Origin of the sequence: Roseovarius sp. S88 (assembly GCF_037023735.1) — a bacterium.
Lineage (GTDB): Bacteria > Pseudomonadota > Alphaproteobacteria > Rhodobacterales > Rhodobacteraceae > Roseovarius > Roseovarius phycicola.
In genome coordinates, this window is the sequence record NZ_CP146069.1 from 1,134,472 (window position 1) to 1,157,438 (window position 22,967).

The following is a 22,967-nucleotide window of genomic DNA, read 5'->3' on the forward strand; positions in this document are numbered from 1 at the left end:
TTGTTTTGGATAACAGAGTGGCTATACGCGCGGTATTACTAGAAGTTTTGACGTCCGATATAGAAAGTCACTTAGCAACCAGTGAAGACGGTCAGAAATGCGCAATCGACCGTCTGATGACAAATATGCCGCGCCTGAAAGGCTGGCGCGGATTGCAAAAACGACTCTGGTGCAAGCGAAATGGCCTTCAATTTGCTTGAACAGCACAATAGATGAAGGCGATGCTGACCTAGCCCATTTGATCACGAGACGAGGACACAATGGCAGCCCCAACACTCGAAAACTGGGAGATGACGGCGGCGCTGAACGATCTCACGGTTTGGTTGATTCAGCAGGGGCTTGAAAACAAGCCTGTCGAGATTTGGCTTGAGACCTGCTGCACCCGGCTGGTCGCGGCCGGTATTCCCTTGCTGCGCGTGAACGTCGCTATGCAAGCACACCATCCCGAGATTGGCGCCTTGGCCTTTCGTTGGCTCCGAGATGGCCAAAACGAACGCGAGGAATTTCATCGCTCGGCGGAAACTCAGGAGGATTTCCTGCGCAGCCCGATTTATTATCTGCTGAGCAACAATACAGAAGAGATCAGACAGAATCTGACAGTGCCGGACCCTGCATTGAACTTCCCTATCTTCGATGACCTTCGCGAACTTGGGGCTACAGACTATATTGCCGTGAAGAGGTTTTTTCTTCTCGACGACGATGCGACCGCTGTGGACCCGACCCAAGACGAAGAGGGCGTGATCATATCCCTGATCACAGATGCGCCTGATGGATTTACCGACGCCCACCTCGATGGGTTGCGACAACTTTTGCCGCCTCTTTGCCTGACCCTCAAATCCGCAGCAAACCGACAAATGGCCGAAGATATCACAGCCGCGTATCTGGGCCGAGACGCAAGCAAACGAGTGCTATCCGGTGATATCATCCGCGGGTCCTCTCAAACGATCTCAGCAGTTATCTGGGATTTCGATTTGAAGGGATTTACCAAGCTGTCGGAAACCTTACCGGGCACAGCGATCATCGACATGCTGAATGACTATTTTGCCGTGGCTGTGGATGTCGTCGATGGCCATGGCGGAAATGTTTTGAAATTCATGGGCGATGGCTTACTGGCGATTTTCGACATGGATCAGATTCCTGATGCCAGGCGCGTTGCAATTGAGGCCGCTCTGGAGCTGCGCGATGCCTTTGTTCCCCTGAACGAGCAGCGGGCCGGAGACGGCCTGACGACTACGGACTTCACGCTTGCCTTGCATGCCGGTGACGTCCTCTACGGAAATATCGGTGGCAAAACCCGGCTTGATTTCACGGTGATTGGTCCAGCGGTGAACACGACCTCGCGCATCCTGGGCATGTGCAATGCAGTGGATCAGCCTATCGTCATTTCAGCCAAGGTGGCCGCCCCATTGCTGGAGAGCATTCCCAATCTGGTGTCCCTTGGCCAATATCGCCTGCGCGGTGTCCGAGACCGTCAGGAACTTTTCACACTGGATTAGGCGGGGCCAGGACATGTGCGGATCGAAGAGACCGGTTCGGATTATGAGATAGCGTCGTTGCGTAACTTGTTTCAGCTACTATCCTGAGCCAATGGATCATTTGGCCAAGCTCACCAACTGGATGATGAACGACGGGCGTTGCTCGGGCGACCCTGTGAAAATCGTTTCACATTTCTGCACGTCATTGATCGACGCTGGTGTGCCGCTTTGGCGCGCCAATATTGGTCAGCGTTTTGCCAATCCCTTGCTCATTGCGTGGGGCGTGGTTTGGACACCTGAAGAAACCGAAACCTATGACGTGACGCATGAAATCACGCTGACGGACAGCTATGTCGGCAGTTCTTTTGAGTACATTCTGGAACACAGAAAGCCGCTGCACAAAAGCCTGCGGCAGCTTGACCCCAAGACGGACCATATTTCTTATCTTGAGTTTGCCGAACAGGGCGGCACGGATTACTACGCCTCTCTGCTTTATTATGGCGACGGCTCGCTGCATGGATGCACCTTTGTGACGCGGGATCGCGATGGGTTCCTGCCGGAGAATCTGGAGATGATCGAGGCAGCATTGCCGGCCCTTTCCTGTGCTATGGAACCCATCACCATGCGCAAATCATCCAAAGGTCTCTTGCGGACCTATCTTGGGGACGGACCGTCAGAGGCAGTTTGGAACGGCACGATCAAACGCGGCGAACGCACAAGAATTGAGGCCGTCGTCATGTTCTCTGACCTGCGCGGCTTTACCACAATGTCAGACACCGCAAGCAAGGAACATGTTTTTGAGGCGTTGAACGGATATTTTGACGTGGTCGTCCAGTCCGTCGAGGAAAACGGTGGGGATGTCCTTAAGTTCATGGGCGATGGCATTCTATCGATTTTTCCGATTTCAGACCCTGTTGGTCGCGCTGAACAGTGCCAAAACGCGGCGCGCGCGGCGCAAGATGCAATGGCCGGTCTCGCGGCTCTCAACCTTGGTCGAAACCAAGCTGGCCAGCCGCCTTTGGACTTTGGCATCGGGATCAATGTCGGACATGTCAGCTATGGCAATATCGGAAGCCCCGGACGGCTGGATTTTACGGTGCTTGGAGGTGCGGTCAATGTCGCGAGCCGGGTTGAGGGGCTGACCAAGACTATTGGGCACCGGATCTTGGCAACGGCCGCTGTGGCCGCGGCCGCGCCTGATTTCTTTTCTTCCTGTGGGTCCTACGCGATACGAGGCCTGCCGGACGAAATGGAACTGTTCGCGCCCATCGAGGTCTCAGACTAAAGGAATTCACAGCTGCGACGTGCGAATGGCTTGGCACCAGTGAGCGTTGCGCGTGATTGCTCTAGGCTCAGCGTATCAACAGAGCTATGTTGCGGCATGGGCAGTGTAATGACCGACTTAACATTCTACGACGGTTTACCCAAATTCTCCGATTTCGCCGATTTGTCTGACGATGGGAATTACGCTCCTTTGCCGGATGACTGGTTGATCGGAACATCCGACGTCAAGGGGTCGACCGAAGCTGTCGAAAATGGACTCTACAAAACCGTCAACATGGTTGGTGCAGCGGTTATTTCCGCGCAGATAAACGCACATAGCGGGGCGTGCTTTCCGTATATTTTTGGTGGGGATGGCGCTAGTTTTGCGGTGCCACCGCCTTGGAAGAACCGCACGAGCGACGCATTGGCAGCCGTCAAGCTTTGGGCGCATAAAGAGTTTGAGATGCACCTGCGTGTTGGCATGGTGCCTGTTTCAGAAATTCGCGCGGCGGGATTTGATGTGAAGGTCGCCAGGTTTCAGGCCTCCCAAGGCGTCGACTATGCAATGTTTAACGGCGGCGGGCTCAACTGGGCTGAAACGCAGATGAAAGCGGGTGAAAACGCTGTTCCGGAGGCAAGCTCGGGCGCGACACCGGATTTGACGGGATTGTCCTGTCGGTGGAGCCATATGCCCAGCAAGAACGGCGTCATCCTGTCGGTTATTGTGATGCCGCAGGCGGGCGTCCCTTGGCCCAAATTTACCGAGTTTATTTCACGTGTTCTTGGTCGGGCAAGCCGCCTTGGGGCAAGCGGCCATCCCTCGGCCAAGGAAGGTCCAGGCGTGTCTTGGCCCCCAGTTGGTGCCACGCTTGAGGCGCACGCACAGCGCGGTCAGGGGTCATTGGGCAAAGCGCGTCGCAAGGCGTTGTTTGAGAGTTTTGTTGCTTGGGTACTCATCAAAACCGGCCTGAAGGTTGGAGGCTTTGACGCGCGCAGATATCGCCGTATCGTCGGTGAGAATGCGGATTACCGGAAATTCGAAGACGGGCTAAAAATGACGCTGGATTGCGATGCCGAAACCGAAGCGGATCTGAGGGTTTTGCTCGAACAAGGTGCGAAAGACGGGATCATCCAATATGGCTTGCATGCGCAGTCTGAAGCCATGCTGACCTGTATTGTGCCCTCGATCATGGAGGACAATCACGTTCATTTCGTTGATGGAGCCTCTGGTGGCTACACGGCTGCGTCGCGGTTTTTGAAGAGCTGACGTGACGCGAGCTGGGTCGTCACATGTGTTCACATTGAAGTCGAGTGGGGCCGGTGACCCCTTGGGTTGGTTGATAAGCCCCCCACTTATGCATAAGCTATTTCGAAGCTTCTCAGCCATGTTGGGACCCCCAAAATGTTCGATCCCGCCACAATGGTAGCTGCTGCTTTTGGCAATCATCTTGCTGAAACGTATCTGCAAGCTTTCCCAGAACAAAAGCCGCAATATGCAGTTTTTTTGAACAAAACTGCGCACGAGACGCTTCAAGTGATTGGTGCCTCAGATGCACCCTATCACGACGCAGAGCACACAATGATCGTCACGCTGGTTGGCCAACAGATTATCCAAGGCCAGCAAAAAACAAGCAGGGTACTCCCAGAGGACTGGGTGCACTACATCGCGGCGCTTCTGATCCATGACATTGGCTATAGGCGTGGCGTTTGTGAAGGTGACACGTCCAACGAAGTAATTGTCAATGACGCGGGTGAACGGATTTTCCCGCCGCGCGGGGCTACTGATGCTTCTCTTGCGCCTTACCATGTTGACCGGGGTAAAATCTATGCGCGGCAACGCTTTGCAGGCAGTGGAATCGTGGACCCAGAGCGTATCGCAGCGGCCATCGAGTACACGCGCTTTCCAGTGCCGGATGATCCAGCCTATGCAGACTTGAACACCGAACCGGCGCTGGTGCGGGCGGCGGACCTGATTGGTCAGATTGCTGACCCTCACTATCTTGACAAGCTAAGCGCGCTTTATCGCGAATTCGTCGAAACTGACTTTGCCGCAAAGCTCGGGTACAGCTCTCCCATGGACTTGGTTGAGCATGTTCCAAACTTTTTCCAACACAAGGTTCAACCGCTGATTGGCCCGGCGCTTGAGCATCTCAGGCAAACTGCTGATGGAAAAGAGGTAATCGCGCAACTGGAGCGCCGGGTCTCTCAAGCCTCTCGCCGTGATATTGCACTGAGACCGTACCCTGGGACGTAAGATCTTGTTCTATGCCTCTTGTGCATGTGCTGCGTTCGCCACCAGCCGCTTGGTCACGAGGCGCATCACGGACATGGCGAATTTCGGGTCTTCGTACTGTAGTCGGGTAAAGCGCTTTTCGTTGAGCTCATAAACAACCGTATCTTCCACGCATCGAACCGTCGCCATGCGCTCGGCGCTGCTGTTGAAGAACGCCATCTCGCCAAAGATATTTCCTGCTGGCACCGTCACATCCTGGCCCTCGATTTCAACGCGGCCCTCGGCCAGATAATACAGGCTGTCGACCGGATCTCCCTTTTCGAAAAGGACATCGCCCGCCTGGATGTCGCGCCTTTTCCCGTAAGCCATGGCAGTGGAGAAATCCGTTTCGGACTCATCGGTCATGTGCGTCACCAATCTGCGCAGCGCGATGAGTTCGTAGAGGCGATAGGCGTTCATCGCTAGCAAAATGACTTCAATCGTCAGAAGCGGCCAGATTTGAAACACGGCGCTATAGATGATGAAGCACACCGAAGACAAGATGACCAGAACCCGCAGCCAGATCATCGAATTCATCGAGAATGTCGCGAGCTTGAATGCAACAGCGAGCCAACCGACAGCCTCAATCATGTGCTGCGTGGTGATGAATTCCATTGGCCAATACTCCTCATGCGCCCGTCGAATTACGAACCAAATCAAAGATTCAATCAAACACTATGGTCTTGTTGCCGCGTTCATGGACAAAAGTACAGATTTTGATGATCTCAGAAACAACGCTGCGCGATCAGCATCACTTGTCATCCATGTGTTTCTGCAAAGTGTGGGCAATGAGACTGCCATGTCCAAAGAGCGCGCTATGGCTGCGATGGCGCATATTTTCCTGCGGCGGGTTCTTGATCAGCCGCCAGCCCATCCATATGGCGATGGACGCAAAGATGATGCTGCCAATCGCCTGTCCGATAATGATCCCTTGCGCCCCCAACATCATTCCACCAGCGACGACAAAGGGCCAGGTGCCCAACGTGTTCTGTCCCCAATTCAACCAGGTTGAATAAGACGGGCGCCCCAGGGTGTTGAATGAGGCACTCGCTACAAAGACAGAGCCGCTGAAGAAGGACGACAGCGCCACAGGGAAGCAATAAAGGTAAATCAATTCTCTGGTCAGATTGGTGGCGTTGAAGAGATCTGCAATCGGGCCACGCAAGACAAACAAGAGCAGGGTGATGCAGAGGACGTAGATCGCGACAAACTTGATCGCATCAAGATACGCGCGTCTAACCCGGTCAACATGCCCGGCGCCGAAATTCTGTCCGATGATCGGCCCGATGGCTCCCGACAGCGCCCAAATGACGGAAAAGGCGACGGGCGTCATCCTCCCGATCACGGCCATCCCGGCCACCGCCTCTGGCCCGAATTTCGACATTTCACGGGTCATGATCGCCGTGCCAATGGGGGTCGCCACATTGGCCAGTACGGCCCGGCTTGCAAAATGTGTCACCGTTTGGAGATCACGCCAGAGCAAGCGCAGGTTAGGGCGGACGAAGGCTTCGTGCTTGCGCAAAGCCGGATAAAGCGCGAGGCCCAACGTCACGAACCGCGCGGCCACCGTTGCCCAGGCCGCGCCTGGCAGGCCCATGTTGAGGACGAAGATGAAGATAGGGTCAAGCACCGCATTGGTCAGCGCCCCAAAAAGCGATGGGTACATCGCCAGCCGGTTCTCACCATAGCATCGCAATGCCGCAACCGTGACCATGGACAGGCCTGAAACCCATGTAAACGGAATGACGATCCAAAGGTAAGTCGCCGCCAGTTCCGCCACTTTGCCCGTGGCCCCGAGAAGGCCCACAAAAAATTCAACATTGATCAATAAAATCAGAGGAATGGCGATCCCTGTCAGCATAACAAGCATCGCCGTGCTCGTGGCGTATTCGCGAGCCTCCAGCTCATCATCCTCGCCGATGGACCGCGATACCAAAACGCCAGCTGCAACAGATAGGCCAATATTGATGGCGCTGGTAAAGAACATCAGGGCACTGGCATAGCCCGCCGCCGCCGCCATTTCCTCATGTCCAAGCATCGAGATGAATATCAGGTCGATCAGATCAACCGCATAGATCGCCATCAGACCAATGCTTGCCGTAAAAGACGAAACCGAAACGTGACGCATGATGCTGCCGGTCGTGTATTTGGCGTTCTTCGCGGTCGTCATCTCATATCTTTCGTCGTTGAGCCGTTCTCTGTCAGCAAAAGCAGTCCGGGCGTGCTCAAATGTCCTGGTGCACACGATTAGTCTACAAAGGATACACGAACGCTGGTAGCCAAGAGTTTCAAAGGTCATTTAAACCGCTCAGCGCACAAAAGATGCCAAGTGGTCTGGCCAGATCTTGAGCTATAAGGTTAACCGCCTTCGCGCTTTTTGGCAGGTTTTGCTTTGCCGGTCGTTCAGCTGGGTAGGCCAAGTGTGGCCCATCGGTGCATTATTCGGGAAGGTTGGCTGGGGTGGTAGGAGACGCTCAAAGTCGAAGATTTCCATCGCCCACCGCCTCCGCCGACCGCCTCAGGGGCACTTTCCGGGGGCATTACGGAGGGAAAAACGGACGAGAAGGGTGTTCAGGGTGCCGCTCACACGTGTCTGCGGAGCCGGCTCTCTCCCATGTCGTCTCACGTAGCCGCCCAGGACACCTCAACCGACACCGACGCCGCCTTTCGCACCGACAGCCACCGGGGACGCGCGGAAGGTGACGCGAGAGGGAACGTCATCGCGGCGGACGGGGGCGGCGAGAGCGGTCGGCGGGGGCGGCGCGCGCGGAGGGGAGAAGGTTGCGGGAGGCACGAGAGAAACGAGCTTATGGGGTGGGGAGAAACAAAAAAGGTGGCTCAGTGATTGCACACGTCGCAGATGGACGCATCCGAGGTCACAGTCCCCTCCGCTGCTCCAAATTCGCCGCCGCAGACCAGACATGTGTTGGTTGGTCCGGAGCCAGCGCGCTTTGCATCTCTGCGCTGTTCCCGACGCTTTTCTGCAGCGCGTCTTTCCTCAAGCCATTTCCAACTTTCATCGTCCGTGAAACTCATTTTTCACCTATGTTCAGGATTGTATCAGTCTCTGCGCCGTCTCAATTGAGCAGTCCAAGCTGGCGAAAGTAAGGCGTCAGTTTGTTCGTGAGGAACTTTATCTTTGGGCGCTGCAAGCAATGGATTTCTCATAGTAGACCTAAGCGGTCACCATCACATTCCGTCGCATCGGTCACTTAGGGGTGGAATTGCGAGTTCACTTCATATGCAACAAACGGCGGTTGCATTAGTGACGGCGGCCCCTGCGATTTGTGTTCGCCCTTCGCGATAGCACGTACTGGTTTGAAGCGTGGCGAAGCATGAAACGAGAGTCGACTATGTTACTCATTTACGGCATCATTTAAGCCTATCAACCGTCGAAGAAAAAAACTTATGAAGTTGTTTCCTCAAGACCCTGATATGGTTCTATATCAAACTGGTTTCGAGAGCGATATTCTTGAACGCGAACTCATTTCAAGACAGCTGTCCGAACTCGTCGAGCGAATAGAAGATCCGATTGTGCTAGCACTTGATGACAAGTGGGGCTCAGGCAAGACCTTTTTCCTAAAGAGGTGGGTCACAGCTCACACTGATAAGAATGAGGGGACCGCCGTAACCGTCTATTTTGACGCCTTCGAGAACGATTATCTCTCCGACCCTCTTGTTTCCATCATCACCGCTGTGAGTGCACGCATTCCAAAAGAACAAGGGGCAACGGTCCAAAAATGGAAACACGTTGCCACAAAGCTGGCAAAGCCAGCCTTTGGCATCGCACTTTCGTTGGCAACGTTCGTCGCAAAGCAGCATCTCGATGAGATGGGAGATGTGCTTGCGGATGCAGTTCGTGACGAAGCGGAAGAAAAGACACAAGATCTTTGGGATGTCGAGAAGGGCCGAAAAGATGCAATGGATGCCTTTCGAGGGCTTCTGACAAAACTAACGCAGGATACAGCGGCTCCGATCGTAATTGTGGTCGACGAGCTGGACCGTTGTCGCCCTGACTATGCCCTGTCTGTGCTCGAAGTTATCAAGCACTTCTTCTCAGTACCCAAAGTCCATTTTATACTTGGTATCAACGGAACAGCATTAGAGAACAGTGTCAAAGCAAGATACGGTGCTGAAATCGATGCGGAGAGCTATCTCCGAAAATTCATAGACTTATCGTTCTCGCTTCCTCGTGTTATTGGTCGGCATGACCAATTGAGTGTCATTTCAAAGTACGCGTCAGAGTTAACTTCCGACATGGAACTTCCTGAGCCGATTTCCCGACGCTGCATAAACCTGTTGGAGTGCGTTGCTAAGGGACGTGAAGTCTCGCTTAGAGATATAGGTAAGGTCCTTTCCAAGATTGCATTGTTGCCTAATCAGGTCCACGAGGGAAATTGGACGGAGGGATGGATAGATTTACTGTGCGCACTTCTTGTTACTTCGGTCTTAGATCCAAGGCTTCACAAAAAACTTGTCTCCGGAAGTACTCACTCGTCTGAACTTCGGGAGTATCTTGCGGCGCCGAAAGAAATTACAATGGAAACTATCGATGACCAGCACAACCCCGGCTACAATCACAACGTTACGGTTTGGTTGGCGACATTAATTTTTTGTTGCGGTTCGGAAGAAGTGTCAGACGTTGAAGATCTGCCTGATTGGAAAGATCGGGTTGGGGACCGAATTGACCGTTTTTCAGTTCGAGATAGAAAATCCTTACCTGCCAGGATTCAAAGAGACTGTATTGATTTATTCAAGATTTAGATTTTGGAGTTGGCGCTTCCTTGACGGCGTGGAATGCTCTTTTTGCTATGCGATCAACTACAGGAATTTCCCGCTTATACGGCGATCTGGCGCTCCTAATTTTCCGCTATGAGGGGTCGAAAAAATCTCTGTGCATCTGTCTCTCTAGCCCTTAAACCTGCTCTTCGCGCAAACTGCCGATTTCTGCTCCTCTGTGGACCGACAGCATGCTCCCTTGAAAGCGCCACCCTCCCGAAAGCCTTATTCGACGATGGAAGGGTGGCCAAGTTTTCACATCAGTTCAGAAGTTTTCGACTTGCGTTGCCTTATCTCGCAAGTTTCACATACTCCTCTGATCCTCTGTGGTAGTACGTCCCGATGCTGATGATATCCGGATAGACACCGTCTTCCACACGCTGGCGGAACTGTCGCCCGATGTAGCTTTTTACGCCACTGGGGAAATAGTTCCAACCGGGGCAGATGTTCCTCACGCAAAATCTGCGGTTGGGATACAGTCGGCGATCCATAAGTTCATCAAAATTTGGTACGTAGTTTTCAATATCCATGTTTTTTTCTTTCCGGCGCTCTGTTCGCGGCTCATAAGTCTCCGCATCGAGCACTCTCATTTTCAAGTTTTTGACGGGCTCATCGAAGTTGCCCGTCATACTTCGCCAACGCATCCTTTCCCGGTGAGGGCCATGGAACTTTTCGGATGTATTCGCTGGCATCGGCGCTTCGACGCCGCGCATCGGAGATCTGAGCACGGGGGACGCAGAGCAAATCGTGCGCACCGCGCGCTCCGCTAGACTCTTTCGGCGTGATCTCTCGTTGCTTGTTGCCTTTGAAGAGGTTCGGAAGCTGTCGTCCATTTTCTGACTTGCCTCTCCTCTATTCAAAGACGTTGGCGACATGGGTAGCCGCTGCCGCAACGTCAAGTAGCAACAACAAGAAAAAACGGTTCACAACAAAGGAATCTAAATCGAAGCTTCCGTACGTCGTAGCTGATCCGTCACGTCGACCACACCGGAGAAGGTCCACACAGCATCGCTCAGTATGAACTTGTGACTGTTAGTGTGTGCGATGAAGGTCGCTTTCTCCTGTATCACACCGGCTGGTATGAGCGCTGATTTTGATATCCTGTATCGTTCGTCGAACAACATAGCCGCCAGAAAATCAAAGCCATCAAGGTCCCGGATAGCCGAGAGTTGCCGCGATTTGTTGCGCCAGTGAACTCTCCGAGCCTTGATTTGAAAACGCCTTCCTTCTGCATCTGTCGCATCAAAAGACTTTGCGGAGTTGCTTTCCTGATGCCATCCAAAGGTCTTGCAAAACAGGAACTCGGCGAGATCGCCGGTAGGGTTGTTAGCAGTACGCAGCACACCGCGTGATCGAAGCTCTTCATTGACATCGACATGCAACTTGAGCAGTTCGGCTATTGTCAAATTCGCAAGATCAGGGGGCATTGCTACAACCTCGTTTTTATTGGGCTTGCTGTTCATCGGGCTGAAGATACTTCCTCGTATCGTCAATCAGATCGCCAGCTCCCTCAAGACTCTTTTCCCAGAACCTGGATACCCCTGACTTTGCGCCATCGGCAGTTGAGGCGAACCAATCCGCCGACGTATCCCAGTATTCTTCCCAGTCCACGTCCGGCAGCTCGTAGCTCTTTATCTCTTCCAAGGTTGGTACTGCAGCCTTAGCACTTTGCCACGCGTTTCCGGGCGACGCTTTAACCGTTTCCCAGACTTCTTCCGCAGTTGGCACCCGCGTGGCGCATACTGTCTGCTCATCCTCGCTCGGCGCAGAGCCGGGGTCCAATGCACGCCGAAGCTCGCTCATGTCCTTCAAGGTGTCACAGAGGTCTTTGAGTTCCAGCGCAGTGGCTCCAACGACGACCGCAATGCCGACGTAAGGCAGCGCTTCTCCCGCCATAGCGCCGATCTCCCGAGAGGATGTTTTGACCGCTCGCTTTGAGATCCTGTTTGAGGTGGTCTCGACTGCTTCCTGGACGGCAACTTTCCGACCTCGATACACAACGCGATCCGGAATCACGTCACCAACTTCCGATCGCAATCTTCTGGTGACCGTTCTCTCTGACGCGAGATCAGCAGTCACTTCCGAAAGCTCACCGCGAAGCTGTCTTTTCGCAGCTCTTTCCTGCGCTAACTCTCCACTCAGATCGGCGACCTCGTCCGCGTGTTGCATTGCGACAGTTCTCATGCCCGTCGCCGAGTGAAACGCGGAGGATGCAACGCTGAATAACGCGCCCCCCACCACAAACGCCAGATTCAAAGCAATCGACCCGACGAAGATTGCAACGAACAGCAATCTCCAAGCCCATTTTAAGACCCTCATCTTTCCAACTCCCTCATCCTAACCTTCTAATTATAAGTAGTTTTTCGACGCAGCGCTCTTCTTTTTTGCGGTGCAACGAATGAGCCCTGGCCAACCTTGACCAGCCGGGGCCGTTCTCTCTCAGGGCAATCGGCGCTTGACCGCGTAGTCCGCCAACCACTGCCAGTATTGCTCCCGGTTGCGGAAACCCTGACCAACGGCGGCGACCTCCTCCGCCCCCTCTCGGGTGAGACCACCATCATGCTCCGAGATGGCGGCCCGCTCCTCGAACGCCTCGATGTCGGGGATCAACATGACGGCAACCTGATCTGGTCGATGATGTCGCGCTTCTGCTCGTCGGAGATGCCCGCCGAGTAGATGCCGTAGGTGATGCCGTTCTCCGAGCGCGCGGACTTGTGACCCACCAGCGACGCCGTGAAGTGCTCCGGCACGCCGGTGCGCTCACACTGGGTGATGAACCACTTACGGGTGGAGTGGAACACCAGCCCCGGTCTCCGAAGATCGAGCTTCTGACGCAGATCGGCGAAACGCTTGGTCACCATGTTGACGGACAGCCCCGGAAAGAGCGGTCCCTCCTGCGGCAACTGACCCAGCAACGCCTCAAGGTCGGAATGAAGCGGCACCATCCGCTCCGCCGCGTCGGTCTTGAGCTTGCGCAGCCCGTTGGGCCTGACGTGCGCGAACCACCCGAGATTGCCTTTGGAGGTCAGGTCCTCACGGAGCAACCCGACGGCCTCGCCGGACCGCATGCCGGTGAGCAGGCAGATCAGCAAAGGCAGATGGATCACGCCATCCTCCTCCATTAGCAGCACCCGCACCTCGTCATCCGTTGGCACAGCGTAGGGAGCTGGCTTGATCTTCCCGTCGAAACGAACGGTCCGGAAGGGATTCTGAGAGAGATGCCCCTCGTAGACGGCCCAATCCAGGAAATGGTTGACCTGAGACCAGATGCGCTTGCGGGTTCGCGCGGAGATGACCTCCAGCCCGCCGTCGGACCAGCGCGCCAGTTGATCCAGCGTCATACGCCGGGTTTGGCGCACCTTGCCGATCAGAGGAGACAGTCGCGCGATGAGACTCAGAAACTCCCGTCCTTCCTCCCGGGTGATCGACGTGATTCTCCGGTCCCGATACTTGGACGTGAAAAGCCCCACGGAGTAACGGACGCTTTTGAAGCCGCCCCGCCGCAACTGGTTACTTCTTAGGTTGAGGTAGGCCCTGGAAAGCTCAGCCACCGTCGGCGCGGTCGTTTTGCCGGGGAAGGTGATCGTGCCCTCCGCCGCCAGAGTGCTCCGGAGAGAAGAGAGCGCTGCTTTGGATGCCTCCCCCCATTCGATCTCGCCGGTGCCTGCCTGCGCGTGACTGAGGATGTCCTCGGCCCCGTTGCGGGCCTGACGAACAAGATCCTCGTACTTGGCGTTGACCTGCGCGGCGCGGGTACGGGCGGTTTTGACGTCACCGGTCTTGAGAGATTGCTTCAAGGCCCGCGTACCGATCACGGGGACGACGTCTTTGGGATAGTTGCGGCGGTAGAGCCAGGTTTGGCCTTTGAGATAGGCATACTTGATGTCGGACATGATTGCTCCTTCCCGGGAAAGTGCCCCCGGGGTCATGGTTGGATTTGATTGTCAGAAAGGGTGCTCAGGGAGCGGCTGGGATGTTTCTAATCCTTGCCGTCTCTCGCCTTGACGAGCTCCAGCGGGGGCTCGCCGTAGGCTCCGGCGAAAGGCCCGGTGAGGGCTGTGCCGGTCACGCGGTCTTCCTCGACCGTGTCGATCCTGAACAGGTGTTCGGGGACGTCATCGAAAGCTCGGATGACGACCACCGCGTCGGGTTTGAGATCGGGCACGGCTCAGAGGACCGACACCGCTGCGTTGAGTATGGTCAACAGATTGATAAGCATGAGAAACCTCCTTCGTTGTTCTCATTAGAGATACGGAGGTTTTCGAGGTTTTGAGCAGTGCGTTTAGAAGACCAACGACTGCAGGCAACATTGTTGTTGCCAAAAAAGGTGAGAAATCAATCAAGATATGCGCGAAAGTGGCACCGCCGCTCCAAACAAATCTACTTGATCGACGCCAGTAGCTGACAGTCTGTAGCGAATTTGGCCTCCTGATGGAAAAGCGCTACTACGTCTGATTCCATGTAGACGGAGTTTCCTATCGACGGACGAAGCACGTTTCTTTTTCTTCGTTCTAATAGACGAGGTGGAAAAACTTCTAGCCGATTGGTCTATTATGAGCTTAGCTTCATCTCTGTTTGGAATAGAATGTCTACCGTGCACAAACGGCGCCAAGATAGATGTGGGATTGTTGAGTGTCTTCCACAGTAACTCACAGTGGGAGCCTTTGGATCCATGGTGTGCAACTTTGTAAACTCTGAAGTTGTTGGCGGCTCTAAAGCTGATTGAGTTCTGCAAGACACGTGTCCATCCTGCGCTAGGTGTTTCCTCCAAATCAGCGCCAAACAAGTAAGACCCGTTGTGAGTTTCGAGTAGCAGAACCGTCGATGAGTGATTGGGCTTGAGACTTGGTGGAGGTCGTTCAATCGTCCCAACATCCGGAATGTGTGACGTAATCGAGTCAAGATACTTTCGAATTGACACATCATCGGGCGCGAGCGCCGTTAGCTTGATGTCGTCTTCGTCAAATATCGCTCTGTCCTGAATAGCAAAATGGATAGGTTTCGCTTTCTTTCTTTCTCCATGCATCCTCAGCATGGCGACGATTTCTTTAGTTCCTACAGAGAGTCTCGGGTTTTCGGGCTCGCAATTACTGGCCAGATAAGCCGCTGCATGACGGTCATCCAGAGCAGCAGGCAGGATTAGTTGAGCTTGTTCGCAAGCAGCAAAAAGCGTTGATATTCCTCTAACGTGATCCCCGTCCGTATGAGTTAATACCAAATGACTGACCTGTGTTTCTAAAGAAACACCTATGCCTTCTAGGTATACTAAAGTTGCGGGCCTCCCCGATGACTCGTCAATACAACTGTCGATACAAATCCACTTGCCTTCCCCGTAGTGGATAACCAGCGCTTCTCCAAAAGCCGGACCAAATAATGATATCTCTAATTCGTCAGATTCTGGTGCCTCTGCCATAACTCACCATCCAAAGCGCAACGCCTAATGCATCAATCGGTACTACGCATGAGTTGAAGGATTTCGTCTGCAATACTGTGCCTTCGCATGATGTCGCGTTCCGTCCACGCTGGCGGTCTGCGAAAAACTATCGAAACTGAAGAATGAGGTATTCCACCAGATACTCTGTTCTTTCCAACGCTCAGATAGAACAATGCATTCTCAACTACTAGATTACGATCACCATCGGGTACTTCGTCTATGTTAAAATCGATTTCGTCCAAACGGTTTTGATTTGCGGTATCCCTCGGACTAATGCGAGCATGAACAACACCATTTTCAACAGATGTAACGATGCCTTCCCAACTGGATTTTGGATAGTAGAAAGTTTGGAGTTTCCAGGGATTGGCCGGAAATCGGACTCTTTCTTCGATGAGGTATCGCGCCGACACACTGCTGCGATCTTGCTCGCCGTTGGCAATATTTGCCACTGTATTGATCGGATCAGCAGAACGGTATGGAACATCGAGAAACAGGTCGTCGTCCAGTGACGATGCGCTAGAATAGCTCAAATCAAAAACCCTCAACCATGCTAACTACTTCATCACAAATGGATTTCGCCTTTTCAAGGTCTGCCGCCCAACAGTCTTCTATCAACTGCACAGCTTTTCCCGCACCTTCTATTTCGTCGGGATTTCCTGCGACAAGTTCACTGTTGAAGTCCAGCCGTATCGCATCGTTGCTATTAATTAGTGGCTGTAAATCCGCTTGAAAATGGCCTTCTCTTCCATCGTGGCGCGGGATTTGCCTCATGGTCAATCTTTGCATCCCACCATGTCTTTTGCCAGATGCTGCGGCAATCTCTTTTCCCCAATTGCCCCATGAAGACTGGGGCGCCATGTGTTTGCCCAACTCATCCCTACGTTCCTCAGTGCCGCACAAAACATCGATTGTTCTGTTGATACCTACTCTCGAAACCGGACTATGGGTTAGAAGGTTGCCAAAAATCGATCTGACCATATCTTGCACCAGTCCGTCTTTGTCTGATTCACAACTAATGAGAACTCTGGTTTTTTGAATGTCAAAAGACATATGGTTTGCTTCAAAACGCGATATGTCTGGATGCGAAACCAATGTTTCTGCTGCTGACAACGCATCTTTGGAAATGAGTTCATGTAGCGCCAGCCAACTAGGGTGAAAAATCGACGGGTTAAATGCGCCCACTAGAACTGCCGCAGTAACATCGCGTGTTGTCGAAACAGCCATTCTCTTCCTCCACAGCGCTTTTTTGCATTGTTGAAGAGTTTTGTCACTTACTGCAATGTCACAGCGTCACTCTTGGTGTTCTCAAAACATGCTTAATTTGTTTCCCGCACCCCCATAAGCTCCTTCCCGCCGCGCCTCCCCTAACCCTCGTCTTCTCCCCCGCGCGCGCCGCTCCCGCCGCCACCTCACACGTTTCCCCGTCCGCTGCGCCACGACGGTCCCTTTCGCGCCACTTCCCGCGCGGCCCCGGTGGCTGTCGGCGCGAGAGGCGGCGTCGGTGTCGGTTGAGGTGTCCTGGGCGGCTACGTGAGACGACATGGGAGAGAGCCGGCTCCGCAGACACGTGTGAGCGGCACCCTGAACACCCTTCTCGTCCGTTTTTCCCTCCGTAATGCCCCCGGAAAGTGCCCCTGAGGCGGTCGGCGGAGGCGGTGGGCGATGGAAATCTTCGACTTTGAGCGTCTCCTACCACCCCAGCCAACCTTCCCGAGATTTGAACCGATAGACCGCGCGCAGGACACTCGGGCGGAAAGTGCCCCGATTGATGCCCCACGCGCGGGTGTCTCGGGTGTCCACTCGGATAACGCGGGAGGGCCTCGCTCACGCGATGCTGCGTCAGAGGAAGTTCGGATCGACCCCGTAGGCGGCGTAGTCCCAGTCGTCGTGCTTATTATCCGCCTGCGTGCCGATGATCAGGTGCTCCGGGTTGACGCAGAGCCTGTTGTGACACCGGTGGCGGACGACGTGGTGGCGTGACGCGATCACCTCGTTCAGGACGCAGTAGACGAAGCGATAGACCTCGTATTGATGGCCGCGGAAGCGCACCTTGCGGGGCGTGACCGTGTCCGAGACGAGACAGCCGTTCTCGTCCTCACGCGCCTCCTCGATGAGTGCGAAGGCCCGCGTACGGGCCTCCTCGTGATGTTGCTCGAACAAGATGCGGAGTCGTTCCTCGCTCTCGTCCTCGAAGCGAAAGTGCTCAATTCGTTGGTGTTTCATTCAAGAATGCTCCCATGAGTGGATCAACTCGTTCTTCCTGCGTGATGCGGTCGTCCGCCGAGCGAAGCGGTCTGGCGAGATGTTCCCCGATCGACTGGGAATAGCCGTCCGGACCTTTCACCTTGCCGCCTTCGACGCGGTAGCCCTCGCTGACCCAGATGTCGCGACCGTAATCTTTGCCGTCCCACTTCACGTTGAACTTGGACCAGCCCAGCTCGGTCATGGCGTGACGGGTGGAATTGATGTTCTGCTTCAACTTATCCTGAACCATGTCCGCCACGCGGCTCTCCGTGACGGCTTTGAAACCTTCTTCGTCTAGCATCTCCCGCAGCTGCGCCCTGACGGTCTGCTCCGACGCTCCCTGCACGCGGCGCATCAACGCGGTGGCATCCCGTCCGATGTTGAGGGTTTTCGCTGAGAAGGCGTCGTCGATCCGACGTTCCATCAAGTGGCGGTAGAGCGCCGCAATCGAGTGATCGTCGGCCATGAAGGCGTGGAGATCTTCCACCAGCCTTGCGAAGTGATCGGCGTGCGGGCCGTTCGCGTGACCGTCGTGATCGATGTCGATCAGGTAGTATCGGCGATCCTCGGCCTCGATCCACAGCGGCAGGTGATTGGACGTGAGCAAAAAGCAGCATCGGTGATCCGTCTGCTGCGCGTCCTGGCCTTTCCGCTCGGTCATGACCCGGCTCTCGGTGATGTAGGTCTTCAAGGTGTTGCCCTGCGGCGAGTCCTGCCTGAGGTTCACCTCCTCGCAGACCACCAGCTTACTGGTCAGCACCGTCGCGTTGAAGCGCGAGGTGAGCTTGTCGACGCTGTTCAGGGTGACGGAGTTGCGCTCGCCGAACAACCTGCTCACGAGCTGGCACAGGGTGCTTTTCCCGCTGCCCTTGGTCGCGGAGTAGAGAAAGGGCACCCAGTTGGGCTTATCCGCCTCGTTCTGCAAGCACCAGGCCAGCCAATTAAGGAACATCTCCCTCTCCGGCTCACGCGGGAACATCACCTCGAAGAATGTCCGCGCAATGCCCTGTGTCGCCTGAACCTCATCGATGCGACGATAGTCGGGCTTGCTCCAGGCATTGACGGCGGCGGTGCCGTTCTCCTCGATGATCGCGCCGTCGATCTCAGGGGCGCAGCGCTCCTTGCCGTTCCACACCGCGATGCTCTTATCTTCCTCGGTGTGCCGACGGTCGATCGCGAGGTCGAAGACCTGCCTGATCAGTCCGCTGGAGAGCTTGATGTCCGCAAACTCCGCTTGGAACCGTTTGAGGGCGATCATTTCCACGTCGGGCCGGGACAGCTTGGTCCCGACGTTGCCGACCGCGTAGTACTTTCCGTCCCGCCGGACGAACCACGAGCACAGCGCTCGGGTCAGTCTGTCGAGGTGATCTTCGTTGATATGCTTATTATCTTTTTTCAATGCTTCTTCCTTTAAATGTTTTGCGGAATACCTCCTTCCGAGCCGGGCGAAATGAGCGCTCACCAGGCACATTTTCGAGATCGGAAGTATTCTATAAACGGCCCCTGGAAGAATATGTCGTGATATCAATGACTTAGAAAAATGCGATTTTCGGGCCAAAATCGGGGGTATTAGAGCCCCGCAAGGTGCGCTTCCGAGGCCACCAATACGAGGTCTATCGCTTCGTCTACTGCGTGCTGAACGAGGTGATCGCGTCACGCCACCACGTCGTCCGCCACCGGTGTCACAACAGGCTCTGCGTCAACCCGGAGCACCTGATCATCGGCACGCAGGCGGATAATAAGCACGACGACTGGGACTACGCCGCCTACGGGGTCGATCCGAACTTCCTCTGACGCAGCATCGCGTGAGCGAGGCCCTCCCGCGTTATCCGAGTGGACACCCGAGACACCCGTTGCGTGGGGCATCAATCGGGGCACTTTCCGCCCGAGTGTCCTGCGCGCGGTCTATCGGTTCAAATCTCGGGAAGGTTGGCTGGGGTGGTAGGATTCGAACCTACGATCTCCTGTACCAAAAACAGTTGCCCTACCGCTAGGCCACACCCCATCTGTGACGCGTTCATTACTCCGAGCGCGCATATGGATCAAGAGCGCTTCGGCAAAAAAACCTGTCGTGCGAAACTTAGCTGTCTGCGCGTCGGGCTACTCTAGAACTTCGCCTTCTTTGACGCCCCAAATATGCGATTTTGGCACCCATCCGCGATACCCACCTGCCTTGAGTTTGCACCATTCCGGGCGGCATTCGTCGATCTGCGCAACGACACCGCGTTCTAGATGCGCCACCACCATGGCGGTTCCATCTGGTGTAGCGCGCATATCGAGCATGTCTTTCTCGACAAGGGCGGTTCGGACGCCTGAGAGAAGTGAATAGTGGATCCACCCGCCTGCGCCCTCCCGGTCGCGCACACGTCGCCAGTGACCGTGCTCGGCGGTGATTTCGAGTGGCTGATCTTTGACCGTAAAGACCCAGTCGATCCGATGGGTCAAGCTTGGCCCGCGCCTTGCATTGCCCTCAGATGCTTTCATTGACACGAAGCGCGGCAAAGGCAGGTTGGTTTCCGGTCCGCGCTCCTGAGCGAAGGCGGACAAGCTTGTGGTCAGCAGAAACCCTGCTGCAACAACGATTAATTTAAAATTCATGGCCTGTTTACTGCTCATTCATTGGGTGGGGTTCTTGTGCCCCGGTCTTTCCTGCGCCACTGTGGCATCTGAGCGGACGTTTTGGAAGACATGAGGAGGGGTCCATGCCATCTGCGCGATTAAGTGTTGTTGTTACGCGACGCTTGCCCGATGTCGTTGAGAACCGAATGCGCGATCTGTTTGATGTTTCGTTGCGTGAGACCGACGCTCCGATGACCCGCGAGGAGCTGGTTGAGGCGATGAAAACTGCTGACGTTCTGGTGCCCACGATCACCGACAAGATCGATGCGGGTTTGGTTGGTCAGGCGGGTGGGAACCTCAAGCTCATTGCCAACTACGGTGCCGGGGTGGACCACATCGATGTGCATACAGCACGCCAGAGAGGTATTTTGGTGTCCAACACACCCGGCGTGCTAACGGATGACACGGCTGACATGACCATGGCGCTAATCCTGAGCGTGACACGGCGCATTCCCGAAGGCTTGGCTGTGATGCAATCGGAAAGCTGGGAAGGCTGGTCCCCTACGGCCTTGCTCGGAGGGCGCATCGCGGGGCGGCGGCTGGGTATTCTTGGTATGGGACGGATCGGTCAGGCCGTGGCGCGACGCGCGGCGGTGTTTGGCATGCAAATTCATTACCACAACCGTCATCGTTTGCGCGAAGAGATAGAACAGGAGCTGGGCGCGACCTACTGGGAGAGCCTCGATCAGATGGTTGCGCGGATGGATGTGATCAGCGTGAACTGCCCGCATACCCCCTCGACTTTTCACCTGATGAATGCACGGCGGCTAAAACTGATGAAGCCAGAGGCGGTCATTGTGAATACAAGTCGCGGAGAGGTCATTGATGAAAACGCTCTGACACGGATGCTGCGTTCGGGCGAGATTTCAGGGGCGGGTCTCGACGTCTACGAGCAGGAAAACACCGCAAACCCGCGGCTCAGAGAGCTCAAGAACGTGGTGCTCTTGCCGCATATGGGTTCGGCGACCATGGAAGGCCGGGTCGAGATGGGTGAAAAAGTTCTTCTGAACATCAAGACCTTTGACGATGGGCACCGCCCGCCTGATCAGGTCGTGCCCTCAATGCTATGACGCGTCTGGTCGCGCTGTTTGCCTGTCTGCTTTGGGCGCAGGCCACCCTTGCTCAAGAAGCAGCGGATGCTGTTGCACCTGAGGCTGCAGGGGCTGGCGCGTTGGTGTTGTCCGGAGCTGCGGCAGAGGCTCAAGATGCCAAGGCGCAAGGCCGGCCCGTCGAGGCGCAAGACTGGATGGTCGTGGCGGCCAACCCCTTAGCAGTAGAGGCCGGGGCGCGGGTTTTGCGCGATGGTGGCACGGCGGCGGATGCCATGATAGCCGTGCAGGCCGTCTTGGGTCTGGTCGAACCTCAGAGTTCTGGGCTGGGCGGTGGGGCTTTTTTGGTCTGGTACGACGGTCAAACAGGCGAAATCATCACATTGGATGGTCGTGAAACAGCGCCTTTGGCAGCGACGCCGCGCCTTTTCCAGGATGAAAACGGCGAGCCATTAGAGTTTTTTGACGCTGTGATTGGCGGGCGGTCCGTTGGAGTTCCCGGCGTGCCTGCACTTTTGGCTGAGGCGCATGCGCGCTGGGGCAAGGCGCGTTGGAGGGGTCTCTTTCGAGAGGCGATAGACCTTGCCGATAAGGGCTTTGCTGTCTCGCCACGCATGGCCCTTATGGTTGCACGTGATGCGGAACGGCTGGCGCTGAATTCCAACACCGCGAAATACTTCGTTCCCAGAGGAGTGCCGCTTGTCGAGGGAACTCTTCTGAAAAACCCGGCCTATGCCAATACGCTGCGCATCCTGGCACAAGAAGGGCCCGAGCCGTTTTATACTGGCGATATCGCGCGGGACATCGTCGAGGCGGTACAAAACGCAGCAGGTAATCCAGATGTCCTAAGTGGCGTGGATATGGCGATCTACCGCGTCAAGGAACGCCCCGCAGTTTGCGCGCCTTATCGAGGTCATAACGTTTGCGGCATGGGGCCACCATCTTCTGGTGCGCTGACGGTCGCGCAAATTCTGGGACTCTTGGTGCAGAACGATATCGCCCAACTTGGCCCAAGCAATCCAGAAACATGGCGCCTAATTGGGGATGCCAGCCGCTTGGCCTTTGCAGATCGTGGGCTTTACATGGCCGATAGCGATTTTGTCCCTGTACCCGTTGAGGGCCTCATCGATCCGGCTTATTTGTCCCGTCGCTCGGGGTTGCTGCAAGGCGATGATGCATTGCCAACCGTACGCCCGGGCCGCCCGGAATTTGATCATTCCCTAAATCTTGCACCCGATGATCCGATTGAGCAGCCTTCAACCTCGCACATCTCCATAGTTGATCGCTTCGGCAATGCGCTTTCAATGACGACAACGATTGAAAACGCTTTTGGATCGCGCCTCATGGTCCGGGGATTTTTGCTCAACAATGAACTAACGGATTTCTCTTTTACCAGTCATCGCGACGGAGTGCCTGTAGCCAACCGTGTAGAACCGGGCAAACGGCCACGATCCTCTATGGCCCCCACGATCGTTCTTGAGAATGGCAAGCCAGTTCTGGTTGTCGGAAGTCCCGGGGGAAGTCGTATCATCGGCTACGTGGCCAAAACAATCATCGCACATCTGGACTGGGGAATGGACGTGCAAACAGCGGTGTCTCTGCCGCATCTGATCAACCGCTTTGGTGTCTATGATATTGAGGCCGGAACATCCGCAACCTTTCTTGCATCAGAGCTTGAAACACTGGGTTTTGAGGTGAATTTCCGGGATCTGACATCAGGCATTCACGCCATTTCTATCGGCGAAAGACTGATGGGTGGTGCCGACCCGCGCCGAGAGGGCATTGCCTTGGGTGAGTAAACCAAACCTGGAAATCGCCCCGGCGTGACCGAA

General features: G+C 55.1%; 22 protein-coding genes and 1 tRNA gene. 8 read left to right on the forward strand and 15 right to left on the reverse strand.

What is annotated here, in order from left to right; translation table 11 throughout:
* Positions 1-260: 260 nt before the first annotated feature.
* From RZ517_RS05775 to RZ517_RS05790, 4 genes are all read left to right on the forward strand, one after another.
* Complete coding sequence (locus RZ517_RS05775; protein ID WP_338550514.1) at positions 261-1,496, forward strand: adenylate/guanylate cyclase domain-containing protein; 1,236 nt, start codon at positions 261-263, stop codon at positions 1,494-1,496.
* 91 nt (positions 1,497-1,587) lie between these two features.
* Positions 1,588-2,760: an adenylate/guanylate cyclase domain-containing protein gene (locus RZ517_RS05780; protein ID WP_338550515.1), complete on the forward strand. Its 1,173-nt coding sequence runs from the start codon at positions 1,588-1,590 to the stop codon at positions 2,758-2,760.
* 108 nt (positions 2,761-2,868) lie between these two features.
* A complete protein-coding gene (locus RZ517_RS05785) occupies positions 2,869-4,005 on the forward strand; it encodes a DUF3095 domain-containing protein (protein ID WP_338550516.1) in 1,137 nt (378 codons plus the stop codon).
* A gap of 135 nt (positions 4,006-4,140) precedes the next feature.
* Complete coding sequence (locus RZ517_RS05790) at positions 4,141-4,992, forward strand: hypothetical protein (protein ID WP_338550517.1); 852 nt, start codon at positions 4,141-4,143, stop codon at positions 4,990-4,992.
* Positions 4,993-5,001: 9 nt separating this feature from the next.
* Here RZ517_RS05790 and RZ517_RS05795 read toward each other — a convergent pair whose 3' ends face one another.
* Both RZ517_RS05795 and RZ517_RS05800 read right to left on the reverse strand, forming a co-directional pair.
* Positions 5,002-5,625 (reverse strand): Crp/Fnr family transcriptional regulator, encoded by a 624-nt coding sequence (locus tag RZ517_RS05795; protein ID WP_338550518.1) that lies wholly within the window; start codon positions 5,623-5,625, stop codon positions 5,002-5,004.
* 136 nt (positions 5,626-5,761) lie between these two features.
* Positions 5,762-7,180, reverse strand: coding sequence for an MATE family efflux transporter (locus RZ517_RS05800; protein WP_338550519.1), 1,419 nt, complete (start codon positions 7,178-7,180; stop codon positions 5,762-5,764).
* Between the two features lie 1,238 nt (positions 7,181-8,418).
* On the opposite strand from RZ517_RS05800, the gene RZ517_RS05805 reads away from it, so the two are divergent.
* Entirely contained in the window at positions 8,419-9,774 is a 1,356-nt protein-coding gene (locus RZ517_RS05805; RefSeq protein WP_338550520.1) for a KAP family P-loop NTPase fold protein, read from the forward strand.
* 305 nt (positions 9,775-10,079) lie between these two features.
* Here the strand turns inward: RZ517_RS05805 and RZ517_RS05810 are convergent, their stop codons facing one another.
* From RZ517_RS05810 to RZ517_RS05860, 11 genes are all read right to left on the reverse strand, one after another.
* The gene (locus tag RZ517_RS05810) at positions 10,080-10,502 is read right to left on the reverse strand and encodes a hypothetical protein (protein ID WP_338550521.1); all 423 of its coding nucleotides are present in this window, start codon (positions 10,500-10,502) and stop codon (positions 10,080-10,082) included.
* A gap of 225 nt (positions 10,503-10,727) precedes the next feature.
* Positions 10,728-11,252 carry a hypothetical protein gene (locus RZ517_RS05815; protein WP_338550522.1) on the reverse strand — a complete coding sequence of 175 codons (525 nt, stop codon included), beginning with the start codon at positions 11,250-11,252 and terminating at the stop codon, positions 10,728-10,730.
* Positions 11,233-12,108 (reverse strand): hypothetical protein, encoded by an 876-nt coding sequence (locus RZ517_RS05820; protein WP_338550523.1) that lies wholly within the window; start codon positions 12,106-12,108, stop codon positions 11,233-11,235. Before RZ517_RS05820 ends, RZ517_RS05815 begins: the two co-directional genes overlap by 20 nt.
* A 120-nt stretch (positions 12,109-12,228) precedes the next feature.
* Positions 12,229-12,402: a hypothetical protein gene (locus RZ517_RS05825; protein WP_338550524.1), complete on the reverse strand. Its 174-nt coding sequence runs from the start codon at positions 12,400-12,402 to the stop codon at positions 12,229-12,231.
* Positions 12,396-13,682 carry a DUF6538 domain-containing protein gene (locus RZ517_RS05830; RefSeq protein ID WP_338550525.1) on the reverse strand — a complete coding sequence of 429 codons (1,287 nt, stop codon included), beginning with the start codon at positions 13,680-13,682 and terminating at the stop codon, positions 12,396-12,398. Before RZ517_RS05830 ends, RZ517_RS05825 begins: the two co-directional genes overlap by 7 nt.
* Positions 13,683-13,768: 86 nt before the next feature.
* Positions 13,769-13,954 carry a hypothetical protein gene (locus RZ517_RS05835; protein WP_338550526.1) on the reverse strand — a complete coding sequence of 62 codons (186 nt, stop codon included), beginning with the start codon at positions 13,952-13,954 and terminating at the stop codon, positions 13,769-13,771.
* 174 nt (positions 13,955-14,128) lie between these two features.
* Entirely contained in the window at positions 14,129-15,202 is a 1,074-nt protein-coding gene (locus RZ517_RS05840) for a hypothetical protein (RefSeq protein WP_338550527.1), read from the reverse strand.
* A 32-nt stretch (positions 15,203-15,234) separates the two neighbouring features.
* Positions 15,235-15,753 carry a hypothetical protein gene (locus tag RZ517_RS05845; RefSeq protein ID WP_338550528.1) on the reverse strand — a complete coding sequence of 173 codons (519 nt, stop codon included), beginning with the start codon at positions 15,751-15,753 and terminating at the stop codon, positions 15,235-15,237.
* Between the two features lies 1 nt (position 15,754).
* On the reverse strand, positions 15,755-16,447 hold the full coding sequence (locus RZ517_RS05850) for a hypothetical protein (RefSeq protein WP_338550529.1): 693 nt from the start codon (positions 16,445-16,447) through the stop codon (positions 15,755-15,757).
* A gap of 615 nt (positions 16,448-17,062) precedes the next feature.
* Positions 17,063-17,446: an HNH endonuclease gene (locus RZ517_RS05855; protein WP_338550530.1), complete on the reverse strand. Its 384-nt coding sequence runs from the start codon at positions 17,444-17,446 to the stop codon at positions 17,063-17,065.
* A complete protein-coding gene (locus tag RZ517_RS05860) occupies positions 17,427-18,866 on the reverse strand; it encodes a primase-helicase family protein (RefSeq protein WP_338550531.1) in 1,440 nt (479 codons plus the stop codon). The genes RZ517_RS05855 and RZ517_RS05860 overlap by 20 nt, the downstream gene beginning before the upstream one ends.
* Before the next feature lie 245 nt (positions 18,867-19,111).
* Between RZ517_RS05860 and RZ517_RS18390 the strand changes: the two genes are divergently transcribed.
* A complete protein-coding gene (locus RZ517_RS18390) occupies positions 19,112-19,261 on the forward strand; it encodes an HNH endonuclease (RefSeq protein WP_422395571.1) in 150 nt (49 codons plus the stop codon).
* 136 nt (positions 19,262-19,397) lie between these two features.
* Here the strand turns inward: RZ517_RS18390 and RZ517_RS05870 are convergent.
* A tRNA-Gln gene (locus RZ517_RS05870) sits at positions 19,398-19,472 on the reverse strand.
* A gap of 95 nt (positions 19,473-19,567) precedes the next feature.
* Positions 19,568-20,065: an SH3 domain-containing protein gene (locus RZ517_RS05875; RefSeq protein WP_338550533.1), complete on the reverse strand. Its 498-nt coding sequence runs from the start codon at positions 20,063-20,065 to the stop codon at positions 19,568-19,570.
* A gap of 104 nt (positions 20,066-20,169) precedes the next feature.
* Here RZ517_RS05875 and RZ517_RS05880 point away from each other — a divergent pair, with 104 nt between their 5' ends.
* Positions 20,170-21,156, forward strand: a complete 987-nt coding sequence (locus tag RZ517_RS05880; RefSeq protein WP_338550534.1) for a 2-hydroxyacid dehydrogenase — start codon at positions 20,170-20,172, stop codon at positions 21,154-21,156.
* Positions 21,153-22,934, forward strand: coding sequence for a gamma-glutamyltransferase (gene ggt, locus RZ517_RS05885; protein WP_338550535.1), 1,782 nt, complete (start codon positions 21,153-21,155; stop codon positions 22,932-22,934). Before RZ517_RS05880 ends, ggt begins: the two co-directional genes overlap by 4 nt.
* Positions 22,935-22,967: the final 33 nt, after the last annotated feature.